We start from the raw sequence: 25,991 nt of genomic DNA on the forward strand, positions 1-25,991 counted from the left end.
GAATATACTTAATAAATGGGCTTTTGATTGTAAGTACTATTTAATACAAAGCGAGGTTTGCCCTAGGTCAATTAAAATCGTCGTTTGGATAAGCATTATATAGTAAAATTATGAGCAGAAATTCAGTTATTGTATATAAACAACATTAGAATGTAGTATTATAACTTATTTAGAAGTATATAATGGAATATGTGATTTAGTTATTAGTGGAATAATAAAACAGAGGTTTGATATAAAATTCAATACCTCTGTTTTATTACTTTTTATCCCATATCTATGCTTATTTTATTTATAAATTAGTGATTTTATTTTAATTAATACTACTGCATTTTTATTATTTATTTTATAAAATTAGTCATAACTTTTTCTTCGTATTGTGGTTCTTTAATTCCAGCTTTTTTACCAGCTGAGATACACTTAAGAAGCCATGCCATATTTTCTCCTAGAGTTCGCATAGTTTGCAATCCTTCTTCATCCTTCATAACATCTTCTGGTGTAAAGCCATGTACCTGATTCCAATACTGTGATGATACAATAGGCATATTGCTGATTGAAAAATATTTATTTAATTGGTCAAATGTTGCAGTTGCACCACCACGTCTACAGGATACAATTGAAGCACCCAGTTTTGTAGCCATACGACTTCCAGCTATGAAAAATAGACGGTCAAGAAATGAAGTTAACTGACCAGTTGCACTAGAAAAATAAACAGGAGAACCAACAATAATACCATCAATATTATCAAGCTCTTCAACCAATTCGTTAACTTTGTCATTCCAAATACATTTTCCAGTTTCAAAACAGGATGAGCAACTAGTACATCCTGGTATTGCTTCTTTACCTAAATACAATATTTCTGTTTCAATATCATGTTTACTCAATACTTTAGTAATCTCATTTAGTGCTGTATAAGTACATCCATATTGGTTTGGGCTACCGTTTATCAATAAAACTTTCATTATAAATTTCCTCCAATGAACTTTATTTAATAGATTTTCTAAGATACATTATTTTTTATAAAGCAGGATTTCCATGAATACCATCAATTTGTATACCAATATTTAATCTTGGAATCCTATTTAAAATAATTTTTTTACCTATATGACACACCTCCTATTATAAAATTGACTTTCAATTATTCTTACACTATAATTTTATTATAAATTATTCTAAAAACAAGTACGCACATTTTTGTTCAATACTAACCAAAAGGAGAGTGTAATACATGGGTATAGATTGTATTTCAAATACAGATTTAAGTGAAACAGGATTTAGTTATACACTTTCACTGATTAGTGGCAAGTATAAAATGATAATTCTCTACTGTCTTGTAGAGTTTGAAGTTGTCAGATATAATGCATTAAAGCGTTATATAAATACTATCTCCTATAAAACTTTGAGTCTATCATTAAAAGAATTAGAAGCAGATAACTTGATTATTCGTACTGAATATCCTCAAATACCTCCTAAGGTAGAATATAGTTTATCAGAAAGGGGAAAATCTCTGATTCCAATTTTAGATGCAATGTGTGAGTGGGGAGAGAAGAATAGACCTTAACTTTATATCTGTATACCATAAAAAGACTGTGAGTAAGATTGTTTAAATAATCTACTCACAGTCTATATTTAAATAAATAATTTTTATTTGTAATTTATAGAAATGCTCAAAAAATTATTATGAAATTTCACCACCAATTTCCTTTATATCTTCTTTGTATATGACACAAGCTTCTATAGCTAATTCTAAACCTTTGACTATTTCTTCTAAAGACATGAATGGTGTGTTCTTTTTGTCTATTATTTGTGAAGTCATATATGGAATGTGTATAAATCCTCCCCTTAGATTAGGATATTTTTTGTCTATCATATAAAGAATTCCATACATCACGTGATTACAGACAAATGTACCTGCAGTGTTTGAAACACTAGCTGGAATTTTATTTTCATTCATATGTTTTACCATAGCTTTTATAGGTAATTTTGAAAAATATGCAGGTTCACCATCTTCTTTTATAACAGTATCTATAACTTGATTGCCTTCATTATCTTTTATTCTAAAATCATCTACATTTATAGCAACTCTCTCAGGTGTAATGTCAAATCTACCTCCAGCTTGTCCAACTGATATTACTATATCTGGATTGTGTTTTTGGATAGCTTTATCTATAGCTTCAACAGATTTTGTCATAACTGTTGGTATGGTTATTTTTACGATTTCTGCACCATTTATATTATCACTTACCCTTTCAACTGCTTCTTGAGCTGGGTTTATTGGTTCTCCACCAAATGGGTCAAATCCTGTTAACAAAATTTTCATTATTTTACCTCCTAATTATATTAAAATCCTAAAAAGTACATTACTAATATGTGGGCTATAATTAACACCAAAGCAACTGGTGCTTGATATTTTATAACAATATAATCGTTTTTACATTCTAGTAAGGCTGCTGGAACTATATTAAAATTAGCAGCCATTGGAGTAAGTAGAGTTCCACAATATCCTGCTGTTAATGCTAATGCTCCAATTATAGCAGGATTTCCGCCTTGAGACAATACAAAAGGAATTCCAATTCCTGCCGTTATGACTGAAAATGCAGCAAATGCATTTCCCATTATCATGGTAAATATAACCATTCCCAATACATAAGCTATAACACCAAATAATCTGTTATCAGCAGGGACTACTCCAGATATCATAGTTGAAATAACTTCACCCACTCCAGCTTGAGTAAACAAAGCACCTAATGCAACTAAAAGTTGTGGTAGCATACTAGCAGGTCCCATTTGTTGAAGTAATCTTGAACCATCTTGAACTGATGTGGCAGGTTTTGCTTTGGTTATTATAAGAGCTGATATTAACGCGATTACTGAACCTACACCTATTGCAAACTGTGAAGAATTGTCAAAATTAGAAAGGCTCATAGCTACTACTACTGCAGCAAATGCTAATATTAAAGATGGTATAAATATTTTGTTTTTAAGTTTATCTGCATGTTCTTTTCCAAAATTCTCATCTGGTTCTTCATGCTTTGCAAATACAACTTGTTTAGAAAGTGTTAATAAGCTAGATAATATTAGTATCATTCCGATTATATTGGCTGGAATCAATCTACCAAATATGAATGGTAGTGATATAAGTATCCAAAATAATGATGTACCATATTTCTTATTGTTATTTATGGTAGTAAAAGACCTATATGCTATGACAATCATTAAAAATCCCATTAATGCGTAAAAAATTTCTAATGAAATGTTTATAAAATTTTGCATTTTTATTCCTCCTAAATAAATCTATTTTTTATGACTCTTATTTAATTTTTTATCATATAAGGTAAACTGGATTGTAGCTACCACAAGTGCTATTACTGCCATAATAGTGTTAGCTTTTACAATATTAAGACCAGTTACATTGTATCCAAATTGAGTCAGAGTAGAAGCTATAAGCAATACTCCACTACTACCTGTAAATAGGTTTTGTCCATAAAAGTTTCCATAATTTTCTGATGCAGCAGATAATGCTTTTATAGTTTCTTCATCAGATTCTTTTAGTTCGTCACTGTTACTTAAACCAGCAGCTTGAGCCATAGGATTAACAAGTGGTCTTACAAACTGAGGATGACCACTCATTCTAATTGATAAAGCACCAGCTATTTGTCTAGCTATCATGTATATAGTAAGTACTTTTCCTGTTGTGAGTCTCTTTAATTTTTCTATTAGAGAAACAGCTCTTTGTTTCAATCCATATCTTTCTAATATACCGATTACTGGCAATGTCAATATGAATAATGATACACCTCTGTTTGAGACAAAAGAGTCTCCTAATATTGTAAAAATTTGATTAAAATCTAACCCTGCAACAATTCCTGTTGCTATTCCTGCTAATAATACAGTAAATAATGTGTCAGTTTTAAGTATAAAGCCAATTACGACTATCAATATACCAATTAGTTTTATCATAAATTATTCTCCTTCCATTTCTCTATATTTTTAACTTAAATTCACTCAATAGATAAAATTAAACTCTTTTTATAGTATTTGCGTTAATAGGACTATTATTATAAAATTTAAGAAAATTAGAGAAGATATTTTTAAATATCAAAATAAATAAAAGTTAAGCAAATGAATTTAGATAAGAATGATTATATTTTAAACTAATATGAATTGATTTTATAAGTACATAATTTAAATGCTAAGGTATATTTGAAATAGTAGTTTTAAATTAGATATTAGATTATAAAAAGCCGTAATCAAACTTGAGTTGATTACAGCTTTTTCATTATAAATTAATAAAATGTATGCTAATGAATTAGTTTGTATTTTGTTAAAAGTAATAAAACTTTAATAAATATTAAAGACTATTTTTGATAATATTACTCAGAAAATAAAAAGCGTTTATTATAAAAATAAGTAATTTTATTTTAGTTATTAAAATTTATTAAAAAATCGTCTATTTTATCTTGTGATATTCTAAAGTTATCATAATTACCTTTTGTAACAGATTTCATGATAAGTTTATCTAGAAAGTTCATTTTTTCTAATCGAGCTTCGCCACCAAAAATCCCAATCGCATTTGCGCTCTCTAACAAAGATGATGGAAAATTTGATTTTAAATATTTATCTGATTGTTCAGAAAAGCCACAACAAATGAAGATACCAACTTGTTTTTTGTTTAATAATTCTATATTATCGTTACATAATACACGGATTTTTTTTGAAACTAAACCAGCATATATGGAACTTCCAATAATAATTGCATCAAATTCTGATAATTCAATTTTAGTATTATTATCATTAATATCAACAATAGTAACATTATCTGATAGTTTATTTTTTAGTATATTTGCACAGTCTTTTGTACAACCATATTTACTTGAATATATAATAATAGTGTTCATATTTATTCTCCTTTTCGTAAAGCATTTTCTACGGCTTTTCGTATAGTATCACTACTATAAGTTGCAGAGGTTATAGCATCTACCTCTAAAGATTGTTGCTTAATAATATCTTTTATGATTTTTTCAGCAGGTTTACCTAAAAGAGTGTCGTGCTCTAGTATTCTAATATTTTGGATTCTAGCATCATTAACTTCAACAGATACAGTAGCTTTTACCAGTTTATTATCAGCACTTCCAGTATAAATACCGTCTTTCACATTGACAAGATTTATATTTTTAACTACTAACTTTTCTGGTTTTAAGTTGTTTGCAATTAAAATAATAATGCATATAAATACAAAACATAGAAGCATTGCTATTTTCAAAATTTTTGAAGATTTTTTCTTTTTACTATAAGTTTCATTATGAGTTTTCATTGTAAAGTCCTCCCACCAAAATATCTAAGAAATTTTCTATAATTTGAGTAAAATTATGTAAAGAATACAACTGATTTTCAACAATACATAAAACAAATCCTAATATTGCACTTATAAGCATCCATGAAGTTTTATCTATATTTTGTTTAAATATTCCTTGTTTAATCCCAGTGGAAAGAAGTTCATCAAGCATTTTTATACCATTATTACTAGGGGTACCATTTGTATTTTCAGATGCAAATAAAAAATTCATTTTACTATGCATAATAGCTTTTGACATCTCTGGTTCACTAGAAAGAGTTTTTATAAAGTTAGTCATAATTTCTATGATTTGCTTATCTATTGGTAGAGATGAGCAGTTATGCATAAGATTAATAGTATTGCTTTCTATTTTGTTGTAAAGTTTATTGGTCATATCGCTGATAATCTCTGCTTTGTCTTTATAGTAAAGATAAATTGTAGTTGGAGAATAATCTATTTTTGTAGCAATTTTTCTTATTGATAAATTTTCATATCCATGTTGATTAATAATTTCGATACTAGCATCCATAATTTTTTTCTTCATTTCTGCTTTTTCATTTTTACGTCTTTCTTTGATACTCATATAATCACCCCTTTACTTAACGGTGTTAATTTAATTGACATTGTTATTATATGCTTTAATTTTAATGTTGTCAATAAACTATTATAATATAAGTTGATATATTTTTATAGATAATAAATTAAGGTTATTAATTGTAATATTTGAGATATTGTTGTATAATAATAATCGGTTTAAACGTGCCACATTTTGTTAAAGTTAGTTCATAGTCTTAAACAAATTTTAATAAAATACATCGAAATATGATAAATTCTTTTATACTATAAAATTTATTTTGTAGTTATCAAATCAGATGTTTGAAAATTTTTTGCTAATCTATAGTAAAGAGCCGAAAACTATAATTTAACATCTGTACTTGTTCGAGAACTCCAAGTATAAAAAACTAAGGAATTATATAGTGGCAGTATATAATTAATACCCTTAGACACACCTTTTTGAAAGTGGAAAAAAGATGTGTAGTTCTCCTCGACCACAAATCAAGGAGGATAAAAAATGGAAAAGAGAAAAGTAATAATTGATTGTGACCCAGGAATTGATGATTCTTTGGCAATCCTTCTGGCTTTAAATTCACCAGAGCTAGAAGTAATTGGAATTACCACATGTTGTGGAAATGTTCCAGCCAATATAGGTGCAGAAAATGCACTAAAAACACTTCAAATGTGTTCTTCACTAAATATCCCAGTATATATAGGAGAAGAAGCACCACTAAAAAGAAAACTTGTAACAGCTCAAGATACACATGGAGAAGATGGTATTGGAGAAAATTTTTATCAAAAGGTGATAGAAGCTAAGGCAAAAAATGGAGCAGTAGATTTTATAATAAATACTTTACATAATCATGAAAAAGTATCAATAATAGCACTTGCACCACTTACAAATATAGCTAAAGCACTTATGAAAGATAAAAAAGCATTTGAAAATCTCGATGAATTTGTATCTATGGGAGGGGCATTTAGAATTCATGGAAATTGCTCTCCAGTAGCAGAATTTAACTATTGGGTAGACCCACATGGAGCAGATTATGTTTACAAGAATTTATCTAAAAAAATTCACATGGTATGTTTAGACGTAACTAGAAAAATTGTACTTACTCCTAATATTATTGAGTTTATAAATAGACTTGATAAAAAAATAGCAAAGTATATAACTGAAATAACTAGATTCTATATTGATTTTCATTGGGAACAGGAAGGAATAATTGGTTGTGTGATAAATGACCCTCTAGCAGTAGCATATTTTATAGATAGAAGTATATGTAAAGGGTTTGAATCATATGTAGAAATTGTGGAAGATGGAATAGCTATGGGTCAGTCTATAGTGGATTCTTTCGATTTCTATAAAAAAAATCCTAATGCAATTGTTCTAGATGAAGTTGATGAGAAGAAGTTTATGTACATGTTTTTAAAGAGGCTTTTTAAAGGTTATGAAGACACTATAGATTCTGTGGAAGGAGTGATATAGTGTGAAAAGAAAGATATGTATAAAAACTATTACACTTATAGCTTTTGGTATTTCTATAAATATAATAGGTGCTTTTATAGCTATGGGATTAAGATTACCTATATACTTAGACTCAATAGGAACTATAATGATAGCCTCACTTTTAGGACCTAAATACGCTGTCATTACAGGTGTGTTTGGAAGTCTAATAAGTGGAATTACGTTTGATGTGTATTCTCTCTATTTTGCACCAGTTCAAATATCAACGGGATTACTTGCTGGAATAGCATTTAAAAAGAATTTTTTAAAGGGTTTAAAAACTCCTTTAGGAGTGCTACTATTTGCTATTCCAACATCTATAATAAGTTCAATAATTTCAGCTTTTTTGTTTGGAGGTATTACATCATCAGGTTCTTCTTACATAGTACAAATCTTGAAAGTATTAGGGTTAGGAGATGTTTTTAGTGTATTTGTAACCCAGGTATTTACTGACTATGCAGATAAATTGGTAGCAGTTGTTTTGGTGAATTTAGGATTAAATGCAGTTCCAAAAACTATAAAAATGTCATTGACTGAGGGAAGATAGGAGAAAAATGGATAGATACAGTGAGATAACAAATAAAAATCGAAGAGAAATTGTTTTGCTTAAAGGATTTCCTTGTATATGGGGAAAGTGTTCTTTTTGCGATTATATAGATGATAATTCTGATTTAGAAGAAGAGATGAATAAATTAAATCTGGAGGTTTTAAAAAACATAACTGGAAAATATGGAGTTCTTGAGGTCATAAATTCCGGTAGTTGTTTTGAACTACCTAAGAATACTTTAGAAAAAATAAAATGTATTATAAAAGAAAAGAATATAAAAAAATTATTTTTAGAAAGTCATTGGTCTTATAAAAACAGGCTTAAAGAAATGAGAGAGTATTTTGAAATTCCCATAATATTTAAAATTGGAGTTGAAACCTTTGACAATGATTTTAGAAATAATATTTTAAATAAAAATGCAAAATTTAAGACTCCACAAGATGTAAAAGACTATTTTGATTCACCTTGTATTATGGTTGGAATTAAAGGACAAACAAAAGAGATGATAGATAAAGATATAGAGATTATCTTAAATACTTTTGAAAAAGCAACGGTGAATGTTTTTATAAATAATTCTTCTAGTATAAAAAGAGACGAAGAGTTAGTGAAATGGTTTATTAGTAAGTATAAATTTTTGGATGAAAATCCAAATATAGAAGTTTTATACAATAATACAGACTTTGGTGTAGGGGATTAGCATTAATTTAGTTTAAATTTTAAATTAAAAAATTTAGTTTGTTTTAAAAAAAGCTTCTGATATTTAGAAGCTTTTTTTTTAGAGTATTATGTTACAATAAGAAAAAAGGAATTAAGGAGTAAATAAATGATGATTAATAGGGTAAAATGGAATAAATTGGATTATAATGAATTTTTAGAATATATGAAGTCTATGCAAGATATCAAATATAGAGATTTTAACAAAAAGCTCATACCTGGGACAGAAAATATCATAGGTATTAGAATTCCCAATTTAAGAAAGTTATCAAAAGAAATAAGCAAAGGAAATTGGAAAGAATTTTTAGAAGTAGCAGAGGATACATACTATGAAGAAGTTGTACTACAAGGTATGATAATTGGCAATATAAATAGTAACTTTGAAGAAATTTTATACTATATAAAAAGATTTATACCTAAAATCAATAATTGGTCAGTTTGTGATGGATTTTGTTCTGGCTTAAAGTATACGAAGAAATATAATGAAAGCATGTATGATATACTTAAAAAATATGTTTATTCAGAGAATACATGGGAAATTAGATTTGCATTAGTTATGTTTTTAATATATTATGTTGATGATAAACATATTAAGGAAATATTTGAATGCTGTAATAATATACAAAGTGAAGAATATTATGTTAAAATGGGTATGGCATGGTTGCTATCAATTTGTTTTATTAAATATGAAGAAGAAACATTTCTATATATAAAAAACAATAATTTAGATGATTTTACTTATAATAAAACGCTACAAAAAATAATTGAATCAAATAGAGTAGATTTAGAAAAGAAGAATATAATAAGAAGTATGAAAAGAAAGACAAGAAGATATTGACGGAGGAATATTAATGAATAACAATAAGGAAAGAATTGATAAATTTTTAGAACTTCAAAGCAAAGGAATTAAATTTGCAGAGATAGCTCAAAATTTAAAGATTAGTCAAAGTACTTTAAGAACTTTTTTAAATAAAAAAGGGTATAAGTCAGAAAAAGGTAAATACATATTAAAAGACGAATTAAATTATAATGAAAACTTAGATAATAGAAGTTTGGAAGAAGAAAAAGCTAGAGAATATGAAAAAAGTAAAAAGAATAATACAAGTAATATAAGAAAAGTAAGCACCAAGAAAAAGGCTTCTAATGAAAAGATTTTAAGTAAAAATGTCGAACAAATTGAGTTTAATGACACAGATTTAAAAAACATAAAAACCAAAAAAAATGTTAAGCCTAAAAAAGATAGAAAAATAAATATAACTCAAGAAGATTTAGACAAGCTTTGTGAAGTGTATGATTGGTACTTAGAGGTAAAAGACCACAATATAAAACCAAAAAAAGTATCTAATAAAAAAGATGTACATATAGATAATGAACCCTTAAATGAATTAAAAACAACTAGAATACGTATAGATAAAGAAATATGGAATGACTTTGAAAGGTTATGTAGCAATTCTAGTTTTGAAAAACATCAAATACTTACACAAGCATTGAAAGAATTTATGAAAAAATATAAAAATCTACTATAAAATACTACTATATGAGGTGCTTAATATGAATAAAATAGTAAAAAAAACAATTTTTCTAATGATTATATTAACAATATTTATTTTTACGTTGTCAGCATGTGAAAAAGAAGAACAACCTGATTCAGTTTATATTCAAGCAGAAGATAAAAATGAGGTAAAAATAGATGAGGGAAATGCAAAAGTGTTGAATATAGGAAAATCAGAAATTATAAATATAGATGAAGGTGATAAAGTAGACACATCCACAAAAATAGAAAATAATTCAACATTTAATATATCGAATGTTGAATTAATATATAATGAATATGATGAGAATAAAAAAATTATATCTTCAGATAGTAAGGCTTTGTTGGATATGACTCTAATGCCTGGGAAAGTTGCTTATATAGAGTGTGGGCATAAAACTTTTGTAAAGAGTGTAGAAGTTTATGCATATGAATATGAGGCAGAGGGTAAGATAGTGTATGTTAATTTAAAAGAAAACACTATTAATATAAGAAAGAATAATATTAAGCTAGAAAATAGTAGTCAATATGAGGTACTATCTACATCAGAACTTAAAAAAGTAAATGAATCAAACGAGGGAATTACATATCAAGTAAAAGTAAAAAATTCATCATCAAAAGATTTAGGAAATATTATCCTTAAGACAGCAGAAGTTAATGAAAATGGAGAATATTTAATTGTAAATCGTGTGCCATCATATAAGATTTTAAAGGCTTCAGAAGAAATCGATATAGATATATTGTGTTCAACAAAAGCAAAAAGTGCTGAAATAGTGGGATATACATATGATGATATAAAAGAAAAAGCCAATGTAGATATTGATTTAAAATCTCATAAAGTTAAGATAGACAAATAAAGGTAGGGGATACTTATGAAGGTTTTGATAGTTGAAGATAATAAGATACTTTTAGAAAGTGTAGTAGAAGAACTTAGCAAACATTTTGAAACTGAAAAGTGTGAGGATGGAGAAGAAGCCTTATATTTGGTGAATCAAAATATATACGATTTAGTTATTTTAGACTTAATGCTTCCTAATATAAATGGAATTGATGTTCTAAAGAAGATGAGAGTTAATAATATAGATACGCCTGTACTTATATTGACAGCTAAAGAGGCATTAGATGACAAAGTAGAAGCATTTACTATAGGAGCTAATGATTATTTGACAAAACCTTTTTATATGGAAGAATTAGTAGCAAGAGTGTACGCTATACTAAGAACTAATGGGAAGATAAAAGAAAGAAACGGATTAGAATTTAAATCTTTATATTTAGATACATTAGAAAAAAGAGTGTATGTTGAAAAAGAAGAAATAAAACTTCAAAATAAACAGTTTAACTTGCTTGAGTATTTTGTATTAAATAAGGGTTCAATTTTATTAAAAGAACAGATTTATGATAGAATATGGGGAATTGATTCAGATGCAACCATTGAAATAGTGGAGGTATATGTAAGTAATCTAAGAAAAAAGCTCAGTAAATATGGATATGATAAATACATTAAAACTAAACGTAAGGTAGGATATATATTCGATGATAAATAAGAATGTATTTACTAGTACCAAAAATCATCTAATAAAAATGTATATTGTTGTAGTAGGTAGCTTTTTAATAATCTTTTCTATATTTATATATTCATATTTTAGAGGGCTTACATATAGTGGAATTGATAGTGAGATAAATGATGAGCTTGAATATATAGTTTCTCAATTTAAAAGAACTTCGTTTTTGGACCCAATAAGACTCAAAGACCCTAAAGATATGGTATATGTATACGAGGGTGGTAGGATAAGTTACTATACTCAAAATGAATACTTTGATGAGTTACTTCCAGATAGAAGACTAGATAAAAACAATTCGTTTTTTAAATACACAGAAAACGGATATACTTTTAGAGAATTAAATGTGGATGTAGGTAGATACCAAATACAGATAATTAGAAATATAGATTCTGAGATGAATTCTTTAAAACAGCTTACATCTGTTCTTATGATTGGAATCTTAATTTCTGTAATAATCACTTACTTTGTTGCTGTATATCTTACTAGAAAGGCTTTAATTCCAATAGAAACAGCATGGAAAAATCAAGCTAAATTTATACAGGATGCTTCTCATGAATTAAGAACACCAATAACAATAGTTTCATCAAAATTAGAAAGTATGTTGAAATCTCCAGAAAGTACAGTAAATGATGAAGTTGAAACAATAGCCACTGCAATGAAAGAGACTAGAAGACTTAAAAAAATGATAACTGATTTATTGTCTCTTACTAAAGAAGATTCCATTGTCAAAATCAATTTAGAAGAAGTAGACTTAGAAAAATTACTGGAAGAAATATCAGAAGATTATATTGATATAGCTGAATTTCAGGAAAAAAGGTTTGTATTTAATTCTGAACTGAAGAATAAAATTATAATAACAGATAAAAATAAACTAAGACAGCTTATATTGATTTTTATCGATAATGCTTTTAAATATACAAAATTGGGTGATGAGATAGTATTAGAATTAAAAGAAGATATAGAAGATGAGGTAACTTTACTTATAAGTGATACTGGTATAGGAATAAAAAAAGAAGAGATATCTCTTATATTTGATAGATTTTTTAGAAGTGAAAATGTAAGAAATAAAGATTTAGAGGGTTCTGGGATAGGTCTTTCCATAGCACGCATGATTAGCTTAAATTTGTCTATTGAAATAAATGTAACCTCTGATATAGGTATTGGAACTACCTTTGAATTATCAATACCAAAAAAGTTAAAATAATAAAAACATAAAAATCTGTTTTTACAAATAAAGAATGGGTATACTAATTAGTATAAAATAAAATATAAAAACACCTTATAAAAGTAAAATTATATTTACAAATATCATAGTATAATTATATAGGGATAATAAAGTTTAATAGGAGGATTTAAAAAATGGCAAAAGTTATAAATACATCTGAATTTAGAAATATTGTTGAAGGTAGTAAAGGGATAGTTGTAGTGGACTTTTTTGCAACTTGGTGTGGACCTTGTAATATGTTAGGTCCTGTATTTGCAGAATTAGGTGAAGAAATGAAAAATGAAGCTAGATTTGTAAAAGTTGATATAGACGAGAGTTTAGAAATAGCTCAACAGTTTAGTGTGTCTACAGTACCAACTATGATTATATTTAAAGATGGAAAACCAGTAGAAACTTTAATTGGATTCATGCCAAAGAACAAAATTGAAATGAAAGTAAAATCATATTTATAAAAAATGGGTGAGTATTATGAGATATGATATAGCTATAATAGGTAGTGGTCCAGCTGGATTATCTGCTGCTATAAATGCAAAAATAAGGAATAAAACAATTATCATGTTTGGTAATGATAATTTAAGTAATAAGCTTGTTAAAGCTCCTTCAATAGACAATTATTTAGGTTTCTATGATATAAGTGGTGATGAATTAAAAGACAAGTTTAAATCACATATAGATAGTATGGATATTTCAATTGAAAATAAAAGAATAAATAATATTTATGCTATGGGAGAATACTTTGCAATAATGTCTGGAAATGATATGTATGAAGCTACTACTGTAATCCTTGCAACTGGGGTAGAGTATACTAGACCAATCAAGGGTGAAGAAGAATTTCTAGGAAGAGGTGTAGGTTATTGTGCTACATGTGATGCACCACTTTATAGAAATAAAAAGGTAGCAGTTATAGGATATAACGAAGAATCTAAAGAAGAAGCAAATTTTTTAAGTGAACTCACTTCAAAGACTTATTTTATACCTATGTACAAAAAAGACAATCTTATGAGAAGTTCGGATAACCTAGATGACTCTATTGAAGTTATACATGACAGACCAGTACAAATAGATGGAGATAAACTTGTGAACAAAGTATCTTTTAAAGAAAACCACATTGAAGTTGATGGAGTATTCGTTATAAAAGATAGTACAGCTCCAAGTGCATTGGTTCCTGGAATAGAAATTGATGGTATTCATATTAAAGTTGACAATAATATGAAGACTAGTATAGATGGATGCTTTGCTGCTGGAGATTGTGTTGGAAAACCATATTCTTATATAAAAGCAGCTGGGCAAGGTCAAATAGCAGCATTAAATGCTGTTTACTATTTAGATAAATTAAAGAGAGCTTAATATTTATATTCATTAACTTTTTAAAAATATTTATAAAAAACTGTCTTGAAATAATTTGATTATTTTAAGACAGTTTTTTATTTATAAATTATTATTATTAAAAGTATTTTGAAATGTATATTTAATTACTTTTATTCAAAAAAATCCAACATTATATTGTGAAACATTAGCATTATTCATAATATATTCCAAAATTTATAAATAATGGTTGAAAAATATAATTAAGAGTACTATAATTTAATTAAGTAATTACTTAATCAAAAAGAGGTATTTATGGAAAACTTGGTTAAAATATTTAAAGCATTGAGTGATGAAACTAGACTTAACATACTCATATTAGTATCCAAGAGAAATATATGTCAAAAGGGGATTTCTAAATATCTAGGGATTTCAGATTCTGCTGTTTCACAACATATAAAAATATTAAAAGATGTTGGTATAATAACAGGATATAAAGAAGGATACTATGTTTTATATCATATTAATAAAGAATCATTTAATATATGCGTAGATTTTATAAACTCTATGTTAAGTAATTCTAGTGAAAGCTTTATAGATGTATTTGATATAAATACAATACATCTAGGATGCAGTAAAGAATGTAAATCTATAAAAAAATGTTGTAAGAGAAGGGAGAAATAATAATGAAAGTATGTATACCAGTAGAAGAGAATAAAGGATTGGACAGCAAACCATATGGACATTTTGGTTCTGCTCCAATTTTTGTTGTGTGTGATTTAGAAAGTGGAGAAGTTAAATCTTTAGATAATGGAGATTTAAATCATGAACATGGAAAATGTCAACCATTAAAAGCATTGTCAGGTACAACTGTAGATGCAGTAGTAGTTGGAGGAATAGGACAAGGAGCTATAGTTAAGTTAAATGGCATGGGAATAAAAGTTTACAGAGCAGAAGCTGATACTATAAGTGCTAATTTAGACCTACTTAAAAATGGAAAATTAGTAGAGTTTCCATCAAACCATACTTGTTCACATGATGGATGTGGACATCATTAAAAACAAAATAGCTGATGAAATACACATTTCATCAGCTATTTTATTCTTTTAATAATATTATTTTGAAACTTATAATTTAGGTTTTTGTGATTTTTTGGTAACGCCTTTGGTAAGGTCTAAAGTTTATAAGTTTACTACAATTTAGATTTTTTTTGTATGTTTTTCTATATAGTTAATATCATTTAATATGTCGTTAAGTTCATTATTGAGTGTTTTTAAATCATCACTATCTACATTGTAGTTTAAAAATAGTTCTTCTACATTATCAATGATAGCGTTGACTTTTCTGGTAACTTCAACAAATGTTTTAAAGTTACTACTATTTTTAGCATTTAGAAATTTGTTTAAATCCTTTGATATAAATGATACTATTTCATATTCATCATTAAATAGACCTCTACCAATAGGATATGGTTCAATTCTTTGTAAAAAGTATTGATCTTTAGCATTAATATTATAAGTATAAGCTATTTCCCAACCGTCTCCTAAATCAAACTTGATAAAATATAAGGTACTACTTACTTTTGATATTTTTGTCGCTCCAAGTTGCCTTAAAAGAACTTCAATTGAATCACCTTGAACAGTATTAATATTCATATACACATCCCCTTTAGTATTATTATACTATATTTTTTAAAATTTTATAATCAAATAAACAGTGGATATAATAATAGATATAATCATAAGTGGAAAACCTATTTTGAAATACTCTTTGAAAGATATAGGATGACCATTTTTATTACCTATACCTGCTAGTACAACATTGGCAGATGCTCCTATTAGTGTTCCGTTTCCTCCAAGACAAGCTCCAAGAGATGTTGCCCACCATAATGGCATCACATTAATTCCTTTAGCTTGCATAGTCAAAATAAGAGGAATTAGTGTTGCAACAAATGGAATATTATCTAAGAAAGAAGAAACTATTGCTGATAACCATAATATTAATAACATTGTAAATATAAGATGTCCTTCTGTAAGCCCAATCAATGCCTGAGCTAATTTATTTATTATGCCAACTTCTACTAATCCACCTACTACTACAAACAATCCCATAAAGAATAAAATTGTAGACCATTCAATACCTGCCATAATTTCATCTACATCTTGTTTTCCTATTAGAAGCATTATAGATGCTCCTGTTAGTGCTATAACAGAAGAATCTATATGGATTGTACTGTGAAACATAAAACCAAAAAGTATGAATGCTATTAAGATAAGACTTTTTATAAGTAGAGGCTTATCTTTAACAGATTTTTTTTCATCGAGTTTTAATATTGCTTTTTTAGCTTTTTCATTTACAGTAAGTTCTTTTCCATAAATAAATCTAAAGCATATTATAGTTATAGCAAGTATTACTATAACAACAGGACCTAAATTTATTACAAAGTCCATAAAACTAAGATTGGCAGCACTACCAATCATAATATTTGGAGGGTCTCCTATAAGAGTTGATGTTCCTCCTATATTTGAAGCTAAAATCTGTGTTATTAAAAATGGAACTGGATTAAGTCCCAATATTTGTGTAATGACTATAGTCATTGGACCAATAAGTAAAACAGTTGTAACATTATCTAATACAGCTGATAAAATAGCTGTTATAATAGCAAAGCAAATCATTATCTTCCATGGGTCACCTTTAGCTTTCTTTGCAGTCCAGATAGCTATGTATTCAAATAGTCCTGAGTTTTTAACAACAGCTACAAATAGCATCATACCAACTAATACACCAATAGTATTGAAATCTATATGGCTTAATCCCTCATCAAGTGTAAGTATATTGAATATTATCATTAATAGTGCACCGCCAACAGCTGCTACGGATCTGTTTACCTTTTCTGTAATAATAGCTGCCATAACTATTAAAAATATACATATAGCTATTATTTGTTGAAATTCCATAATATAAGTACCTCCATTTGTATTATTTTGTGTCTAATGCTAGTACTATATATAGTATTACTTTTTTATTGTTTTTTCAATGGATGTATAAAAGTATATTATTTAACAAAGTTTTTAGAAAAATTAACAGAATTTAAAGAAAATTTTTATTGTTTAAATAAATTTTTAAATTATTCCACTGTTAATAATATTAAACGACAAACGAAAAAATATACTCTTTAAAGTAGAATTTATTGTACCTAATAATAATTATAAAATATTAAATATATCTATATTATAAAAGTAATAAAAAAATTGAATTCGAATATAAAACTGCAATATATAAAAAAGATTATTCATTTCAAGCCTTGTAATTTGATTTTATAAATATTATAATTAAATTAATGAATTTTTAATAAGGAATTATTCATTTTTTTGATTTTAAGATTTATTGAGAAAACAAGATTAATAAGATTTATTGAGAAAACAAGATTAAATAGGGGAGGGGAATTAATATAATGGATTTTTTCAATGGTATTTTAACTAGCATTAATAATGCAGTAGTATTTGTAAACAATTACTTATGGTCCTATATCTTAATTATAATGTTAGTTGTAATTGGTATTTACTTTACTATTAAAACAAATTTTGTACAATTCAGATATTTTATAGAAATGTTTAGACTTCTGGGTGATGGTACAGCAAATAAAAATGCAAAAAAGGAAGGAAAAATATCTTCATTCCAAGCATTTTGCATAAGTACTTCTTCAAGAGTTGGAACTGGAAATATAGCTGGAATAGCAATTGCAGTAGTAGCAGGAGGTCCTGGTGCTGTATTTTGGATGTGGCTTATAGCATTGATTGGTTCAGCTTCAAGTTTTGTTGAGAGTACATTAGCTCAGATTTATAAAGTTAAAAATGGTCAAGCTTTTAGAGGTGGACCAGCATATTATATGGAGCAAGGTCTAAATAAAAAATGGATGGGTGTTTTATTCTCAATACTTATAACTATATGTTATGGTTTTGTATTTAATGCAGTTCAAGCAAATACTGTTTCACTTGCATTTAATAATGCATTTGGAATAAGTAAAATCGCTATGGGAATAGGTCTTGGAATCTTAACTGCAATAGTTATTTTTGGTGGAGTGCATAGGGTTGCAAAAGTTTCTGAAATAATAGTTCCTATATTTGCAGGATTATATATATTAGTTGCTTTAGCTGTAGTTGTAATGAATATAGCAGAGATACCAAGTGTTATAGCATTGATAGTAGAAAGTGCATTTGACTTTAAAGGAATGGCAATTGGTACATTTATGGGAGTTGTAATGACTGGAGTTAAGAGAGGTCTATTTTCTAATGAAGCAGGTATGGGTAGTGCTCCTAATGCTGCTGCAACAGCACATGTAACTCATCCTGTAAAACAAAGTCTAATTCAATCTTTAGGTGTTTTTACAGATACTATAATAATATGTAGTTGTACAGCATTCATGGTATTATTATATTCAGGTTATAGTAGTAGTGGAGCAACTGGAATTGAATTAGCTCAAGAAGCTTTAGCTCATCACATAGGACCAATTGGAAATGTATTTATAGCAGTTTGTATATTCTTATTTGCATTTAGTTCTATAGTTGGTAATTACTATTATGGTGAGTCAAATATGGAGTTTATGAGTGAAAGTAAGACTAAACTTAATATATTTAGAGCTTTTGTTGTAGGTATGGTTTTATTTGGTTCACTTACTCAAGTAGATGTAGTTTGGAATCTAGCAGACTTATTTATGGCATTGATGGCGATAATAAACTTAATAGCAATAGCACTTTTAGGAAAATATGCATTCATTGCTTTAAAAGATTATACAAGTCAAAAAAAATCAGGAATAAAAGACCCTGTATTTATTGCAGATGAAATAGAAGGTCTAGAAAATGTATCAGAGTGGCATAGTGAATTAGCTGAGGAACATTTAGGATAAAAAATAGTATAAAATTATGAAATTATTTTGAAAGACTAGAGTATGTATATACTTTATATAAATATAATATTGAATTAATTTATATTACTGGAATTTTTAATTCCAGTAATATTTTTTTAATTACAAGAATATTATGATGACTTAAAGACTGTGGAATCCACATATACACGTTTTATTTTACAGACCCAACGAACCTATTTGGAACATAATCAAAACTCTTTTTTAGTTTTCGTTATTAATATTAACTGACAAATTTAGTTTTTATTTAAATTTCTTAAGTGCATATAAATCGTATTCTTTGATAATCCCATTAAATCTGCAACTTTAACAACAGAATCCTTAATTTTAAAAATACCACTTTCATTTAAAATAGAAACAATAGATTTATTTTTATCACTGCTAGATATATTAGAATCATTTTCAACAATTACTTTTGCATCTTGGTATGATTTTAAAATTACTTCATCAGTATTTTCTACGATATTTTCTAAAACAGGAGCACTTTGCATAGCATTATGTTCCGGAATATATGAACCAATTATTCTTGTTAGTGGTGTATTAAGATAAAAATGTATGCAGAGTAGACCGATTATTTTATTATCAACTCCCCTTATCACTATATCTGTTGATTTTAAAGGTTCACCTAGTTTGTTTCTATTAAAATAACTGATAAAATCTCTATCAGCATCATTTTCGAGTTTATTAATGAGTGCCAAATCAAAATCAGTTATAATATCTCCTTCTTTTACAGTATTATATTTACCATTAGCTATTTTATTTATTGAATAGTGTACTCCATTAAATTTATATAAAATAAATTCATATCCTTCTCCCAAATACGCAGATAATCCATCTACTAGATTGTTATAAGAATCGAAAATATAGTTATCAGTCATATGTTACCTCCTAAGAAATATCTTAATATCATATTAACATATAAAATGAATTTAATGAAATATATTTCAGTTAAATAATAAAAAGAATGAAAAAAAAACTATTGAATGAAATATATTTTAGTGATATTATTAAAATACAATAAGGCAAACGTATTACTGATAGAATATATAAAAGATTAAAAATAGTATCTAGGAATTAAACAAATTAAAGGACTAGTGATTTGAATTTCTTTAGTATAATATGTGACTTCCAATTAATATTTATTAAACACCAATAAAATTGTAAATATGCTTAATGATATACTTTAGCGATGAAGTGAAAATATTTTATTTTTATGATTAACCTATAGGAATTAATTTAGCATACTGTTTAGCTAGTAAATCTAAATAAATTTTAGCTTTGGCTGATATCATGTTGAATAAAGTTTCTATTGGATTTTGTATAACAAAGGAGTGGGGAGATGGCACAAGATAAAATTGTGGTTGAAATTTTAGAAAGTATTGGTGGTAAGGAAAATATTAAGGAAGCAGCACATTGTATGACTAGACTGAGAATAAAAGTATATGATAGTTCTCAGGTAAATCAGGAAAAACTAAAGAAAATAAAAGGTGTACTAGGTCTTGTATTAAAAGGTGAGCAATATCAAATTGTTATAGGTCCTAATGTATCACAAGTGTATAATACTCTTAATGAAATTATAGGAATTATACCTGAGAAGGACAGTAAAAAAACAATATCTGAAGGTAAGCAAAATAGTATTGCAAAAATATTAGATACTATTGCAGGTATTTTTAATCCTATAGTTCCAGCACTAGCGGGTGCAGGTCTAATAAAAGCGATATTAGCACTACTAGTAGCATCAAAGTTTTTATCTGCAGATAGTGAAACCTATATGATATTAAATACAATATCTGATGGTGTATTTTCATTTTTACCATTTATGTTAGCTTACTCAGCAGCTAAAATATTTAAAATGAACACTTATGTTGCTGTAGCAATAGCAGGAGCAATGCTACATCCTAATTTCACTAATTTAATTCAACAAGGCTTAACTAAAATATCTTTTATCGGTATTCCGATGTCACTAATCCAGTATAACGGAAGTGTATTTCCGATAGTACTAACTATTTGGTTTGCATCGTATATAGAAAAAGGAGTAGATAAAATAACACCAAAGGCACTTAAGATAATATTAGTACCTGCATTAACTATTTTATTTGCAGCTCCTATAGCATTAATTGTTATTGGACCGATAGCTCAAATACTAGGAAACTATATAGCCGATGGAGCAAGTATCCTATTTGAAAGAGGAGGAATATTTGCAGGGTTAATTTACGGAGGAATTTATTCATTCATGGTAGTAACAGGATTACATCATGGTATGGTTCCTGTATTAGTAGATGGAATAACAAGATATGGATTTAACTATATAAGTCCTGTGTCAGGTAGTTCAAATATGGCTCAAGCGGGATCTGCATTTGGAGTATGGTTAAAAGCAAAAGATAAAGATTTGAAGGCTGTAGCAGCTACAGTTACCATATCAGCATTAACTGGAGTTACCGAACCTGCAATATATGGAGTTAATTTAAGATTAAAGAAACCGTTTTTATGCGCTGCTATAGGTGGTGCAGCAGGAGGTGGATTTGCTGCATATTTCCAATGTAAAGCATTTGCTATGGGAGGTCCATCGTTTTTAACTCTTCCTATGTTTATAGGAGAAGGTGGACATGTAGGATTGGTAGCAATAGCATTTATAATAGCATTTATAGTATCTGCAATAGCTACCTATATAGTAGGATTTGAAGAAGAGGTAACAGCAGATTCACACGCTAACTTATAATAAAGAGAAATTATTTAACATATCAAAAAGGAGATTGATTACTATGAAAATTTATTTAACTAAAGATTATGAAGAAATGAGCCAAGTGGCAGCACAAATGGTGTTAAAGTATATGTACCGCAATGATGATAAAAGAATAAACCTTTCTATAACAGCAGGTCAAACACCAAAAAGAACATACGAAATATTAACTGAATTTGTTAAGAATAAACCTTATTTTGAAAATGTACATTATTATAACTTCGATGAAATACCAATAAAAGGCGAAAAGGTTGGAGTTACTATAAGAAATTTAACTAATATGTACTTTAGAGAAGCTCAAATACCAGAAGAAAGAATACATGTGTTAGATGAAAATAATTATCAAGGCTTTGATAGAAAGATAGAAGCCGATGGTGGAATAGACATGGTATTAATGGGATTAGGTTGGGATGGACACTTCTGTGGAAATCTTAGTGGTACAGTTAACTCTTTTGATGAAGAGACAAGAGCTGTTTCAACTTATATAACAGATGATATGGCTAAACTATTAACAAAATCTGTAGGTGGAGATCCAGAAAAATTATTTGATTACTATGTAACATATGGACCTAAAACAATAATGCATTGTAAAAATATAATAATGATAGTAAACGGAAAACACAAAGCTCAAATATTAAAGCAAACACTATTTGGACCATTAGATTTATTATGTCCATCATCTTTATTGAGATTACATCCTAACTTCACATTAATAGTAGATGAAGAAGCAGCATCTGAAATAAAAGATTTAATATAAATAAGTAAGGAATTAAAAATTAAAAATGAATTTAGGTGCAAAGTAATATTTTATTTTGCACCTTTGTTTTAATAAAAAGGAGAATAAAAATGTATAATCATATGAAAAAAGTATTCCAAGGATTAGAGGGTGGGTTATTTTCAAGTGTAGAGAAAGCTGATGTAGGCGATTCTTATCAAAAATTAGGTGAGCAGGGTGTAAGTTTAATGGGATGGGCAGATCCATTTTTCCCAGATTACTGTATACCTAAACATATATTAGATGCAGCTACATTAGCGATATCAAGTAATATGTCAACTCATTATACAGCGCCTATAGGTAATGATTTATTAAAAATTGAGATAGCAAAAAAATTAAAAGAAGTAAATAATTTAGATGTTGATTTTAAAAGAAATATATTAATAACTCCTGGGTCAGACTCAGGGCTTTATTATTCAATGTTACCGTTTATAAATGAAGGGGATGAGGTTCTTATACCAACACCATGCTATCCAAATAATATACAAAATACTAAATTAATGGGAGGAGTTCCTATATTTGTAGAGTTAAAGGAATCAGATGAATATCAAATAGATATAACAGAATTTGAGAAGAGATTAACTAATAAGACGAAGTTAGTAGTTCTTACCCATCCTAATAATCCAACAACTACAGTATTTAATAAAGAATCTTTAGAAAAATTAGCTAAATTTATTATAGACAATGATTTAATATTAGTATGTGACCAAGCATTTGAAGATTTTACTTTTGAAAATGAATTAATAACACCAGCTTCATTAGAAGGTATGTTTGAAAGAACAGTAACAATATTTTCAACATCAAAAGGTATGGGATTAAGTGGATTTAGAGTTGCATATATGTTATGTAGCGATAAATTAATGGACAAATACTATGGAGCAGCAGTAACAGTATTAGGTGCTACTAATACAGTGGCTCAAATGGCAACGATTGAAGCATTTAAAGATAGAAGCTTTATGGGGGATTTTGAAAGAGTTTTTGATAAAAGAAGACAAGAAGCATATAAGATAATCAATGAGATACCTAATGTATCTATGCAGATGCCGGAGTCAGGATTTTTAGGTTGGATAAATGTATCAAAACTTGGAACATCATCAGAAATACAAAAGTATTTAGTTGACGAGGCTAAAGTTTGTATTAACGATGGAATTAATTATGGTCCAGGTGGAGAAGGGCATTTGAGAATAATTTTAGGAAGCTATAAAGACGATAGTAAGGTAATTGGTGCATTAAATAGAATAAAAGATGCTTTAATTAAAAAGCAGCAATAAATAAAAAATAATTGGAGTTGAGTATGTTATCAATTGGTTATATTTGTAATTATTTTAAGCTTTTAAAAGTAGATTTGATGGATAATGTATGATTTTAGAAGGACATGCAATTTGTTTGATAAGAACGTATATATGATTAAATTAAAAATACTAAGTACCAAAAAGAAGAAAGATAGTTTCTCCCTTTGGTACTTAGTATTTTGTATCCTTTACACTAATTTTTAATATTTATTAATGATATTATTTAATCTAGAGACTTAAATAGGTTTGCCATTTCTAATGCATTCATAGCACAATCATAACCTTTATTTCCAGCTTTTGTACCTGCTCTTTCAATAGCTTGTTCAATATTTTCTGTAGTTACAATTCCAAATATAACAGGTAATTCATTGTCTAAAGAGACCTTTGCTATTCCCTTAGAGACTTCACTACATACATAATCGTAATGAGAAGTAGCTCCTCTTATAACACATCCTAAGCATATTATAGCATCATACTTACCACTCTTAGCCATTTTTTGAGCAATAAGAGGAATTTCAAAAGCTCCAGGAACCCAAACTACTTCTATATTTTCTGGAGAAACATCATGTCTTAAAAGGCAGTCTTCAGCTCCTGATAAAAGTTTTGATGTTATAAATTCATTAAAACGAGAGTTTATTATACCTATTTTTAAATCTTTTCCAATAAGTTTTCCTTCATATATCATTTTTTATTTCCTCCAATTTTCTTTATGTTATAGATTTATATTTATAATATTATTTAATAGTAATTGTAAAAATTATTCAGTAGAAAAATATCTTCATAAACTTATTTATATAATATCTAATAGATGTCCCATTTTATCTTTCTTAGTTTTTAGGTATAGCTTATTGAAGTCATTAATTTCTTCATTAATAGGGACTCTATTTTCAATCTTTATTCCGTATTTTTCCAGCTGATTTATCTTATCAGGGTTATTACTTAAAAGGTTTATACTTTTTATGTTTAAATCTTTTAGTATTTGAGCAGCCATATAGAAATCTCTCATATCTTCTTCAAAACCAAGCATTAAATTTGCTTCAACAGTATCATAACCTTCTTCTTGAAGTTTATAGGCTTTAATTTTATTTAAAAGACCAATACCTCTACCTTCTTGTTTCATATAAATTAAAACTCCATTTCCATTTTCTACAATTTTCTTCATAGAAGATTCTAATTGCAATCCACAATCACATTTTAAAGAGTGGAACACATCACCTGTTAAACATTCAGAATGAAGTCTAACTAAAGTATTTTCTTCATTTATATTTCCATAAGTAAGGGCAATATGTTCTTCATTTGAATAAATATCTCTATATCCTATGATTTCAAAATTTCCATATTTTGTTGGAAGAAAAGCACTAGATACTTTTTCTATAGTAGTTTCATTTATTTTACGATACTCTATAAGGTCTTTTATAGTAATGATTTTTAAATTATGCTTTTCTTTGAAAATCATTAAATCATCAACTCTTGCCATAGTACCATCATCTTTCATTATTTCACAGATAAGACCGACCTCTTTAAAACCTGCAAGTCTAGCTAGGTCTACTGAAGCTTCTGTATGTCCATCTCTAACAAGAACTCCACCAGTTTTTGCAATTAAAGGAAAAATGTGACCAGGAGTTTTGAAATCTTTACTTGTAGCATTATCATCACAGAATAATTTTACAGTTTCAGCTCTTTCATATGCAGATATACCAGTTAGAGTATCTGCACCATCTATAGTAACAGTGAATGCTGTTTGAAATGTATCTGTATTTTCTCTAACCATAAGAGGTATATTCAAACTTTTAAATTTCTTTTCAGTAGCAGGTAGACAAATTAGACCTCTACCATATGTAGCCATAAAATTTATTGATTCAGGAGTAGCCATTTCAGCTGCCATCAATAAATCTCCTTCATTCTCTCTGCTTTCATCATCAACCACGATTACCATTTTCCCTTTTTTTATATCCTCGATAGCTTCTTCAATAGTATTAAACATG

General features: G+C 27.8%; 29 protein-coding genes and 1 riboswitch. Of the genes, 17 read left to right on the forward strand and 12 right to left on the reverse strand.

Annotated elements, in window-relative coordinates; translation table 11 throughout:
* Positions 1-338 precede the first annotated feature (338 nt).
* The gene (locus IR152_RS03990; RefSeq protein ID WP_227450515.1) at positions 339-959 is read right to left on the reverse strand and encodes a flavodoxin family protein; all 621 of its coding nucleotides are present in this window, start codon (positions 957-959) and stop codon (positions 339-341) included.
* 266 nt (positions 960-1,225) lie between these two features.
* Here IR152_RS03990 and IR152_RS03995 point away from each other — a divergent pair, with 266 nt between their 5' ends.
* Positions 1,226-1,558, forward strand: a complete 333-nt coding sequence (locus IR152_RS03995) for a winged helix-turn-helix transcriptional regulator (protein ID WP_054273669.1) — start codon at positions 1,226-1,228, stop codon at positions 1,556-1,558.
* Positions 1,559-1,675: 117 nt separating this feature from the next.
* On the opposite strand, the gene pcp is transcribed toward IR152_RS03995, so the two are convergent.
* The 6 genes from pcp to IR152_RS04025 form a co-directional block, all read right to left on the reverse strand.
* A complete protein-coding gene (gene pcp, locus IR152_RS04000; protein ID WP_227450516.1) occupies positions 1,676-2,317 on the reverse strand; it encodes a pyroglutamyl-peptidase I in 642 nt (213 codons plus the stop codon).
* Between the two features lie 20 nt (positions 2,318-2,337).
* Positions 2,338-3,270 (reverse strand): DUF979 domain-containing protein, encoded by a 933-nt coding sequence (locus tag IR152_RS04005; RefSeq protein WP_227450517.1) that lies wholly within the window; start codon positions 3,268-3,270, stop codon positions 2,338-2,340.
* A 21-nt stretch (positions 3,271-3,291) separates the two neighbouring features.
* Positions 3,292-3,957 carry a DUF969 domain-containing protein gene (locus IR152_RS04010; RefSeq protein ID WP_227450518.1) on the reverse strand — a complete coding sequence of 222 codons (666 nt, stop codon included), beginning with the start codon at positions 3,955-3,957 and terminating at the stop codon, positions 3,292-3,294.
* 461 nt (positions 3,958-4,418) lie between these two features.
* Positions 4,419-4,895 carry a flavodoxin domain-containing protein gene (locus IR152_RS04015; RefSeq protein ID WP_227450519.1) on the reverse strand — a complete coding sequence of 159 codons (477 nt, stop codon included), beginning with the start codon at positions 4,893-4,895 and terminating at the stop codon, positions 4,419-4,421.
* 2 nt (positions 4,896-4,897) lie between these two features.
* Positions 4,898-5,311: an FMN-binding protein gene (locus tag IR152_RS04020; RefSeq protein ID WP_227450520.1), complete on the reverse strand. Its 414-nt coding sequence runs from the start codon at positions 5,309-5,311 to the stop codon at positions 4,898-4,900.
* Complete coding sequence (locus IR152_RS04025; protein ID WP_227450521.1) at positions 5,298-5,915, reverse strand: TetR/AcrR family transcriptional regulator; 618 nt, start codon at positions 5,913-5,915, stop codon at positions 5,298-5,300. The genes IR152_RS04020 and IR152_RS04025 overlap by 14 nt, the downstream gene beginning before the upstream one ends.
* A 345-nt stretch (positions 5,916-6,260) precedes the next feature.
* Positions 6,261-6,304: riboswitch (PreQ1 riboswitch) on the forward strand.
* Positions 6,305-6,404: 100 nt separating this feature from the next.
* Here IR152_RS04025 and IR152_RS04030 point away from each other — a divergent pair.
* From IR152_RS04030 to IR152_RS04085, 12 genes are all read left to right on the forward strand, one after another.
* Entirely contained in the window at positions 6,405-7,373 is a 969-nt protein-coding gene (locus tag IR152_RS04030; RefSeq protein ID WP_227450522.1) for a nucleoside hydrolase, read from the forward strand.
* A gap of 1 nt (position 7,374) precedes the next feature.
* A complete protein-coding gene (locus tag IR152_RS04035) occupies positions 7,375-7,938 on the forward strand; it encodes an ECF transporter S component (protein ID WP_227450523.1) in 564 nt (187 codons plus the stop codon).
* 7 nt (positions 7,939-7,945) lie between these two features.
* Positions 7,946-8,635 carry a radical SAM protein gene (locus tag IR152_RS04040; RefSeq protein ID WP_227450524.1) on the forward strand — a complete coding sequence of 230 codons (690 nt, stop codon included), beginning with the start codon at positions 7,946-7,948 and terminating at the stop codon, positions 8,633-8,635.
* Between the two features lie 126 nt (positions 8,636-8,761).
* Positions 8,762-9,490: a DNA alkylation repair protein gene (locus IR152_RS04045; protein WP_227450525.1), complete on the forward strand. Its 729-nt coding sequence runs from the start codon at positions 8,762-8,764 to the stop codon at positions 9,488-9,490.
* A 13-nt stretch (positions 9,491-9,503) separates the two neighbouring features.
* Positions 9,504-10,178, forward strand: coding sequence for a DNA-binding protein (locus tag IR152_RS04050; protein WP_227450526.1), 675 nt, complete (start codon positions 9,504-9,506; stop codon positions 10,176-10,178).
* A 25-nt stretch (positions 10,179-10,203) separates the two neighbouring features.
* Positions 10,204-11,040, forward strand: coding sequence for a hypothetical protein (locus tag IR152_RS04055; RefSeq protein WP_227450527.1), 837 nt, complete (start codon positions 10,204-10,206; stop codon positions 11,038-11,040).
* Between the two features lie 15 nt (positions 11,041-11,055).
* A complete protein-coding gene (locus tag IR152_RS04060) occupies positions 11,056-11,727 on the forward strand; it encodes a response regulator transcription factor (protein ID WP_227450528.1) in 672 nt (223 codons plus the stop codon).
* Entirely contained in the window at positions 11,717-12,949 is a 1,233-nt protein-coding gene (locus IR152_RS04065; RefSeq protein WP_227450529.1) for a sensor histidine kinase, read from the forward strand. The genes IR152_RS04060 and IR152_RS04065 overlap by 11 nt, the downstream gene beginning before the upstream one ends.
* 155 nt (positions 12,950-13,104) lie before the next feature.
* On the forward strand, positions 13,105-13,422 hold the full coding sequence (gene trxA, locus IR152_RS04070; protein ID WP_227450530.1) for a thioredoxin: 318 nt from the start codon (positions 13,105-13,107) through the stop codon (positions 13,420-13,422).
* Positions 13,423-13,438: 16 nt separating this feature from the next.
* Positions 13,439-14,317, forward strand: a complete 879-nt coding sequence (locus IR152_RS04075) for an NAD(P)/FAD-dependent oxidoreductase (RefSeq protein WP_227450531.1) — start codon at positions 13,439-13,441, stop codon at positions 14,315-14,317.
* 273 nt (positions 14,318-14,590) lie between these two features.
* A complete protein-coding gene (locus IR152_RS04080; protein ID WP_227450532.1) occupies positions 14,591-14,959 on the forward strand; it encodes an ArsR/SmtB family transcription factor in 369 nt (122 codons plus the stop codon).
* Between the two features lie 2 nt (positions 14,960-14,961).
* Complete coding sequence (locus IR152_RS04085; protein WP_227450533.1) at positions 14,962-15,333, forward strand: NifB/NifX family molybdenum-iron cluster-binding protein; 372 nt, start codon at positions 14,962-14,964, stop codon at positions 15,331-15,333.
* A gap of 141 nt (positions 15,334-15,474) precedes the next feature.
* On the opposite strand, the gene IR152_RS04090 is transcribed toward IR152_RS04085, so the two are convergent.
* Complete coding sequence (locus tag IR152_RS04090; protein WP_227450534.1) at positions 15,475-15,930, reverse strand: hypothetical protein; 456 nt, start codon at positions 15,928-15,930, stop codon at positions 15,475-15,477.
* Between the two features lie 36 nt (positions 15,931-15,966).
* Positions 15,967-17,232 (reverse strand): SLC13 family permease, encoded by a 1,266-nt coding sequence (locus IR152_RS04095; protein WP_227450535.1) that lies wholly within the window; start codon positions 17,230-17,232, stop codon positions 15,967-15,969.
* Positions 17,233-17,729: 497 nt separating this feature from the next.
* On the opposite strand from IR152_RS04095, the gene IR152_RS04100 reads away from it, so the two are divergent.
* Entirely contained in the window at positions 17,730-19,181 is a 1,452-nt protein-coding gene (locus IR152_RS04100) for an alanine/glycine:cation symporter family protein (RefSeq protein WP_227450536.1), read from the forward strand.
* Positions 19,182-19,435: 254 nt separating this feature from the next.
* Here IR152_RS04100 and IR152_RS04105 read toward each other — a convergent pair whose 3' ends face one another.
* Positions 19,436-20,077: a transcriptional regulator gene (locus IR152_RS04105; RefSeq protein ID WP_227450537.1), complete on the reverse strand. Its 642-nt coding sequence runs from the start codon at positions 20,075-20,077 to the stop codon at positions 19,436-19,438.
* 461 nt (positions 20,078-20,538) lie between these two features.
* Between IR152_RS04105 and IR152_RS04110 the strand changes: the two genes are divergently transcribed.
* The 3 genes from IR152_RS04110 (at position 20,539) to IR152_RS04120 (ending at position 23,985) form a co-directional block, all read left to right on the forward strand.
* Positions 20,539-21,918, forward strand: coding sequence for a PTS transporter subunit EIIC (locus IR152_RS04110; protein WP_227450538.1), 1,380 nt, complete (start codon positions 20,539-20,541; stop codon positions 21,916-21,918).
* Between the two features lie 43 nt (positions 21,919-21,961).
* Complete coding sequence (locus IR152_RS04115) at positions 21,962-22,696, forward strand: glucosamine-6-phosphate deaminase (protein ID WP_227450539.1); 735 nt, start codon at positions 21,962-21,964, stop codon at positions 22,694-22,696.
* A gap of 89 nt (positions 22,697-22,785) precedes the next feature.
* Complete coding sequence (locus tag IR152_RS04120; protein ID WP_227450540.1) at positions 22,786-23,985, forward strand: pyridoxal phosphate-dependent aminotransferase; 1,200 nt, start codon at positions 22,786-22,788, stop codon at positions 23,983-23,985.
* 244 nt (positions 23,986-24,229) lie between these two features.
* Here IR152_RS04120 and ribE read toward each other — a convergent pair whose 3' ends face one another.
* Together ribE and IR152_RS04130 are read right to left on the reverse strand one after the other, a co-directional pair.
* Positions 24,230-24,691 carry a 6,7-dimethyl-8-ribityllumazine synthase gene (gene ribE / locus IR152_RS04125; RefSeq protein ID WP_227450541.1) on the reverse strand — a complete coding sequence of 154 codons (462 nt, stop codon included), beginning with the start codon at positions 24,689-24,691 and terminating at the stop codon, positions 24,230-24,232.
* A gap of 105 nt (positions 24,692-24,796) precedes the next feature.
* Positions 24,797-25,990, reverse strand: a complete 1,194-nt coding sequence (locus IR152_RS04130) for a bifunctional 3,4-dihydroxy-2-butanone-4-phosphate synthase/GTP cyclohydrolase II (RefSeq protein WP_227450542.1) — start codon at positions 25,988-25,990, stop codon at positions 24,797-24,799.
* Between the last annotated feature and the right edge of the window lies 1 nt (position 25,991).

Origin of the sequence: Clostridioides sp. ES-S-0108-01 (assembly GCF_020662285.1) — a bacterium.
In the GTDB taxonomy this organism is placed as follows: Bacteria; Bacillota; Clostridia; order Peptostreptococcales; family Peptostreptococcaceae; genus Clostridioides.

Coding starts and splice junctions, on each gene's coding strand:
- IR152_RS04105 (WP_227450537.1), bottom strand. CDS start 20,077: ATGACTGATAACTATATTTTCGATTCTTATAACAATCTAGTAGATGGA.
- IR152_RS04065 (WP_227450529.1), top strand. CDS start 11,717: ATGATAAATAAGAATGTATTTACTAGTACCAAAAATCATCTAATAAAA.
- IR152_RS04075 (WP_227450531.1), top strand. CDS start 13,439: ATGAGATATGATATAGCTATAATAGGTAGTGGTCCAGCTGGATTATCT.
- IR152_RS04095 (WP_227450535.1), bottom strand. CDS start 17,232: ATGGAATTTCAACAAATAATAGCTATATGTATATTTTTAATAGTTATG.
- IR152_RS04030 (WP_227450522.1), top strand. CDS start 6,405: ATGGAAAAGAGAAAAGTAATAATTGATTGTGACCCAGGAATTGATGAT.
- IR152_RS04040 (WP_227450524.1), top strand. CDS start 7,946: ATGGATAGATACAGTGAGATAACAAATAAAAATCGAAGAGAAATTGTT.
- IR152_RS04115 (WP_227450539.1), top strand. CDS start 21,962: ATGAAAATTTATTTAACTAAAGATTATGAAGAAATGAGCCAAGTGGCA.
- IR152_RS04100 (WP_227450536.1), top strand. CDS start 17,730: ATGGATTTTTTCAATGGTATTTTAACTAGCATTAATAATGCAGTAGTA.
- trxA (WP_227450530.1), top strand. CDS start 13,105: ATGGCAAAAGTTATAAATACATCTGAATTTAGAAATATTGTTGAAGGT.
- IR152_RS04120 (WP_227450540.1), top strand. CDS start 22,786: ATGTATAATCATATGAAAAAAGTATTCCAAGGATTAGAGGGTGGGTTA.
- IR152_RS04020 (WP_227450520.1), bottom strand. CDS start 5,311: ATGAAAACTCATAATGAAACTTATAGTAAAAAGAAAAAATCTTCAAAA.
- IR152_RS03990 (WP_227450515.1), bottom strand. CDS start 959: ATGAAAGTTTTATTGATAAACGGTAGCCCAAACCAATATGGATGTACT.
- pcp (WP_227450516.1), bottom strand. CDS start 2,317: ATGAAAATTTTGTTAACAGGATTTGACCCATTTGGTGGAGAACCAATA.
- IR152_RS04090 (WP_227450534.1), bottom strand. CDS start 15,930: ATGAATATTAATACTGTTCAAGGTGATTCAATTGAAGTTCTTTTAAGG.
- IR152_RS04055 (WP_227450527.1), top strand. CDS start 10,204: ATGAATAAAATAGTAAAAAAAACAATTTTTCTAATGATTATATTAACA.
- IR152_RS04005 (WP_227450517.1), bottom strand. CDS start 3,270: ATGCAAAATTTTATAAACATTTCATTAGAAATTTTTTACGCATTAATG.
- IR152_RS04050 (WP_227450526.1), top strand. CDS start 9,504: ATGAATAACAATAAGGAAAGAATTGATAAATTTTTAGAACTTCAAAGC.
- IR152_RS04060 (WP_227450528.1), top strand. CDS start 11,056: ATGAAGGTTTTGATAGTTGAAGATAATAAGATACTTTTAGAAAGTGTA.
- IR152_RS04130 (WP_227450542.1), bottom strand. CDS start 25,990: ATGTTTAATACTATTGAAGAAGCTATCGAGGATATAAAAAAAGGGAAA.
- IR152_RS04010 (WP_227450518.1), bottom strand. CDS start 3,957: ATGATAAAACTAATTGGTATATTGATAGTCGTAATTGGCTTTATACTT.
- IR152_RS03995 (WP_054273669.1), top strand. CDS start 1,226: ATGGGTATAGATTGTATTTCAAATACAGATTTAAGTGAAACAGGATTT.
- IR152_RS04045 (WP_227450525.1), top strand. CDS start 8,762: ATGATGATTAATAGGGTAAAATGGAATAAATTGGATTATAATGAATTT.
- IR152_RS04110 (WP_227450538.1), top strand. CDS start 20,539: ATGGCACAAGATAAAATTGTGGTTGAAATTTTAGAAAGTATTGGTGGT.
- IR152_RS04080 (WP_227450532.1), top strand. CDS start 14,591: ATGGAAAACTTGGTTAAAATATTTAAAGCATTGAGTGATGAAACTAGA.
- ribE (WP_227450541.1), bottom strand. CDS start 24,691: ATGATATATGAAGGAAAACTTATTGGAAAAGATTTAAAAATAGGTATA.
- IR152_RS04015 (WP_227450519.1), bottom strand. CDS start 4,895: ATGAACACTATTATTATATATTCAAGTAAATATGGTTGTACAAAAGAC.
- IR152_RS04025 (WP_227450521.1), bottom strand. CDS start 5,915: ATGAGTATCAAAGAAAGACGTAAAAATGAAAAAGCAGAAATGAAGAAA.
- IR152_RS04085 (WP_227450533.1), top strand. CDS start 14,962: ATGAAAGTATGTATACCAGTAGAAGAGAATAAAGGATTGGACAGCAAA.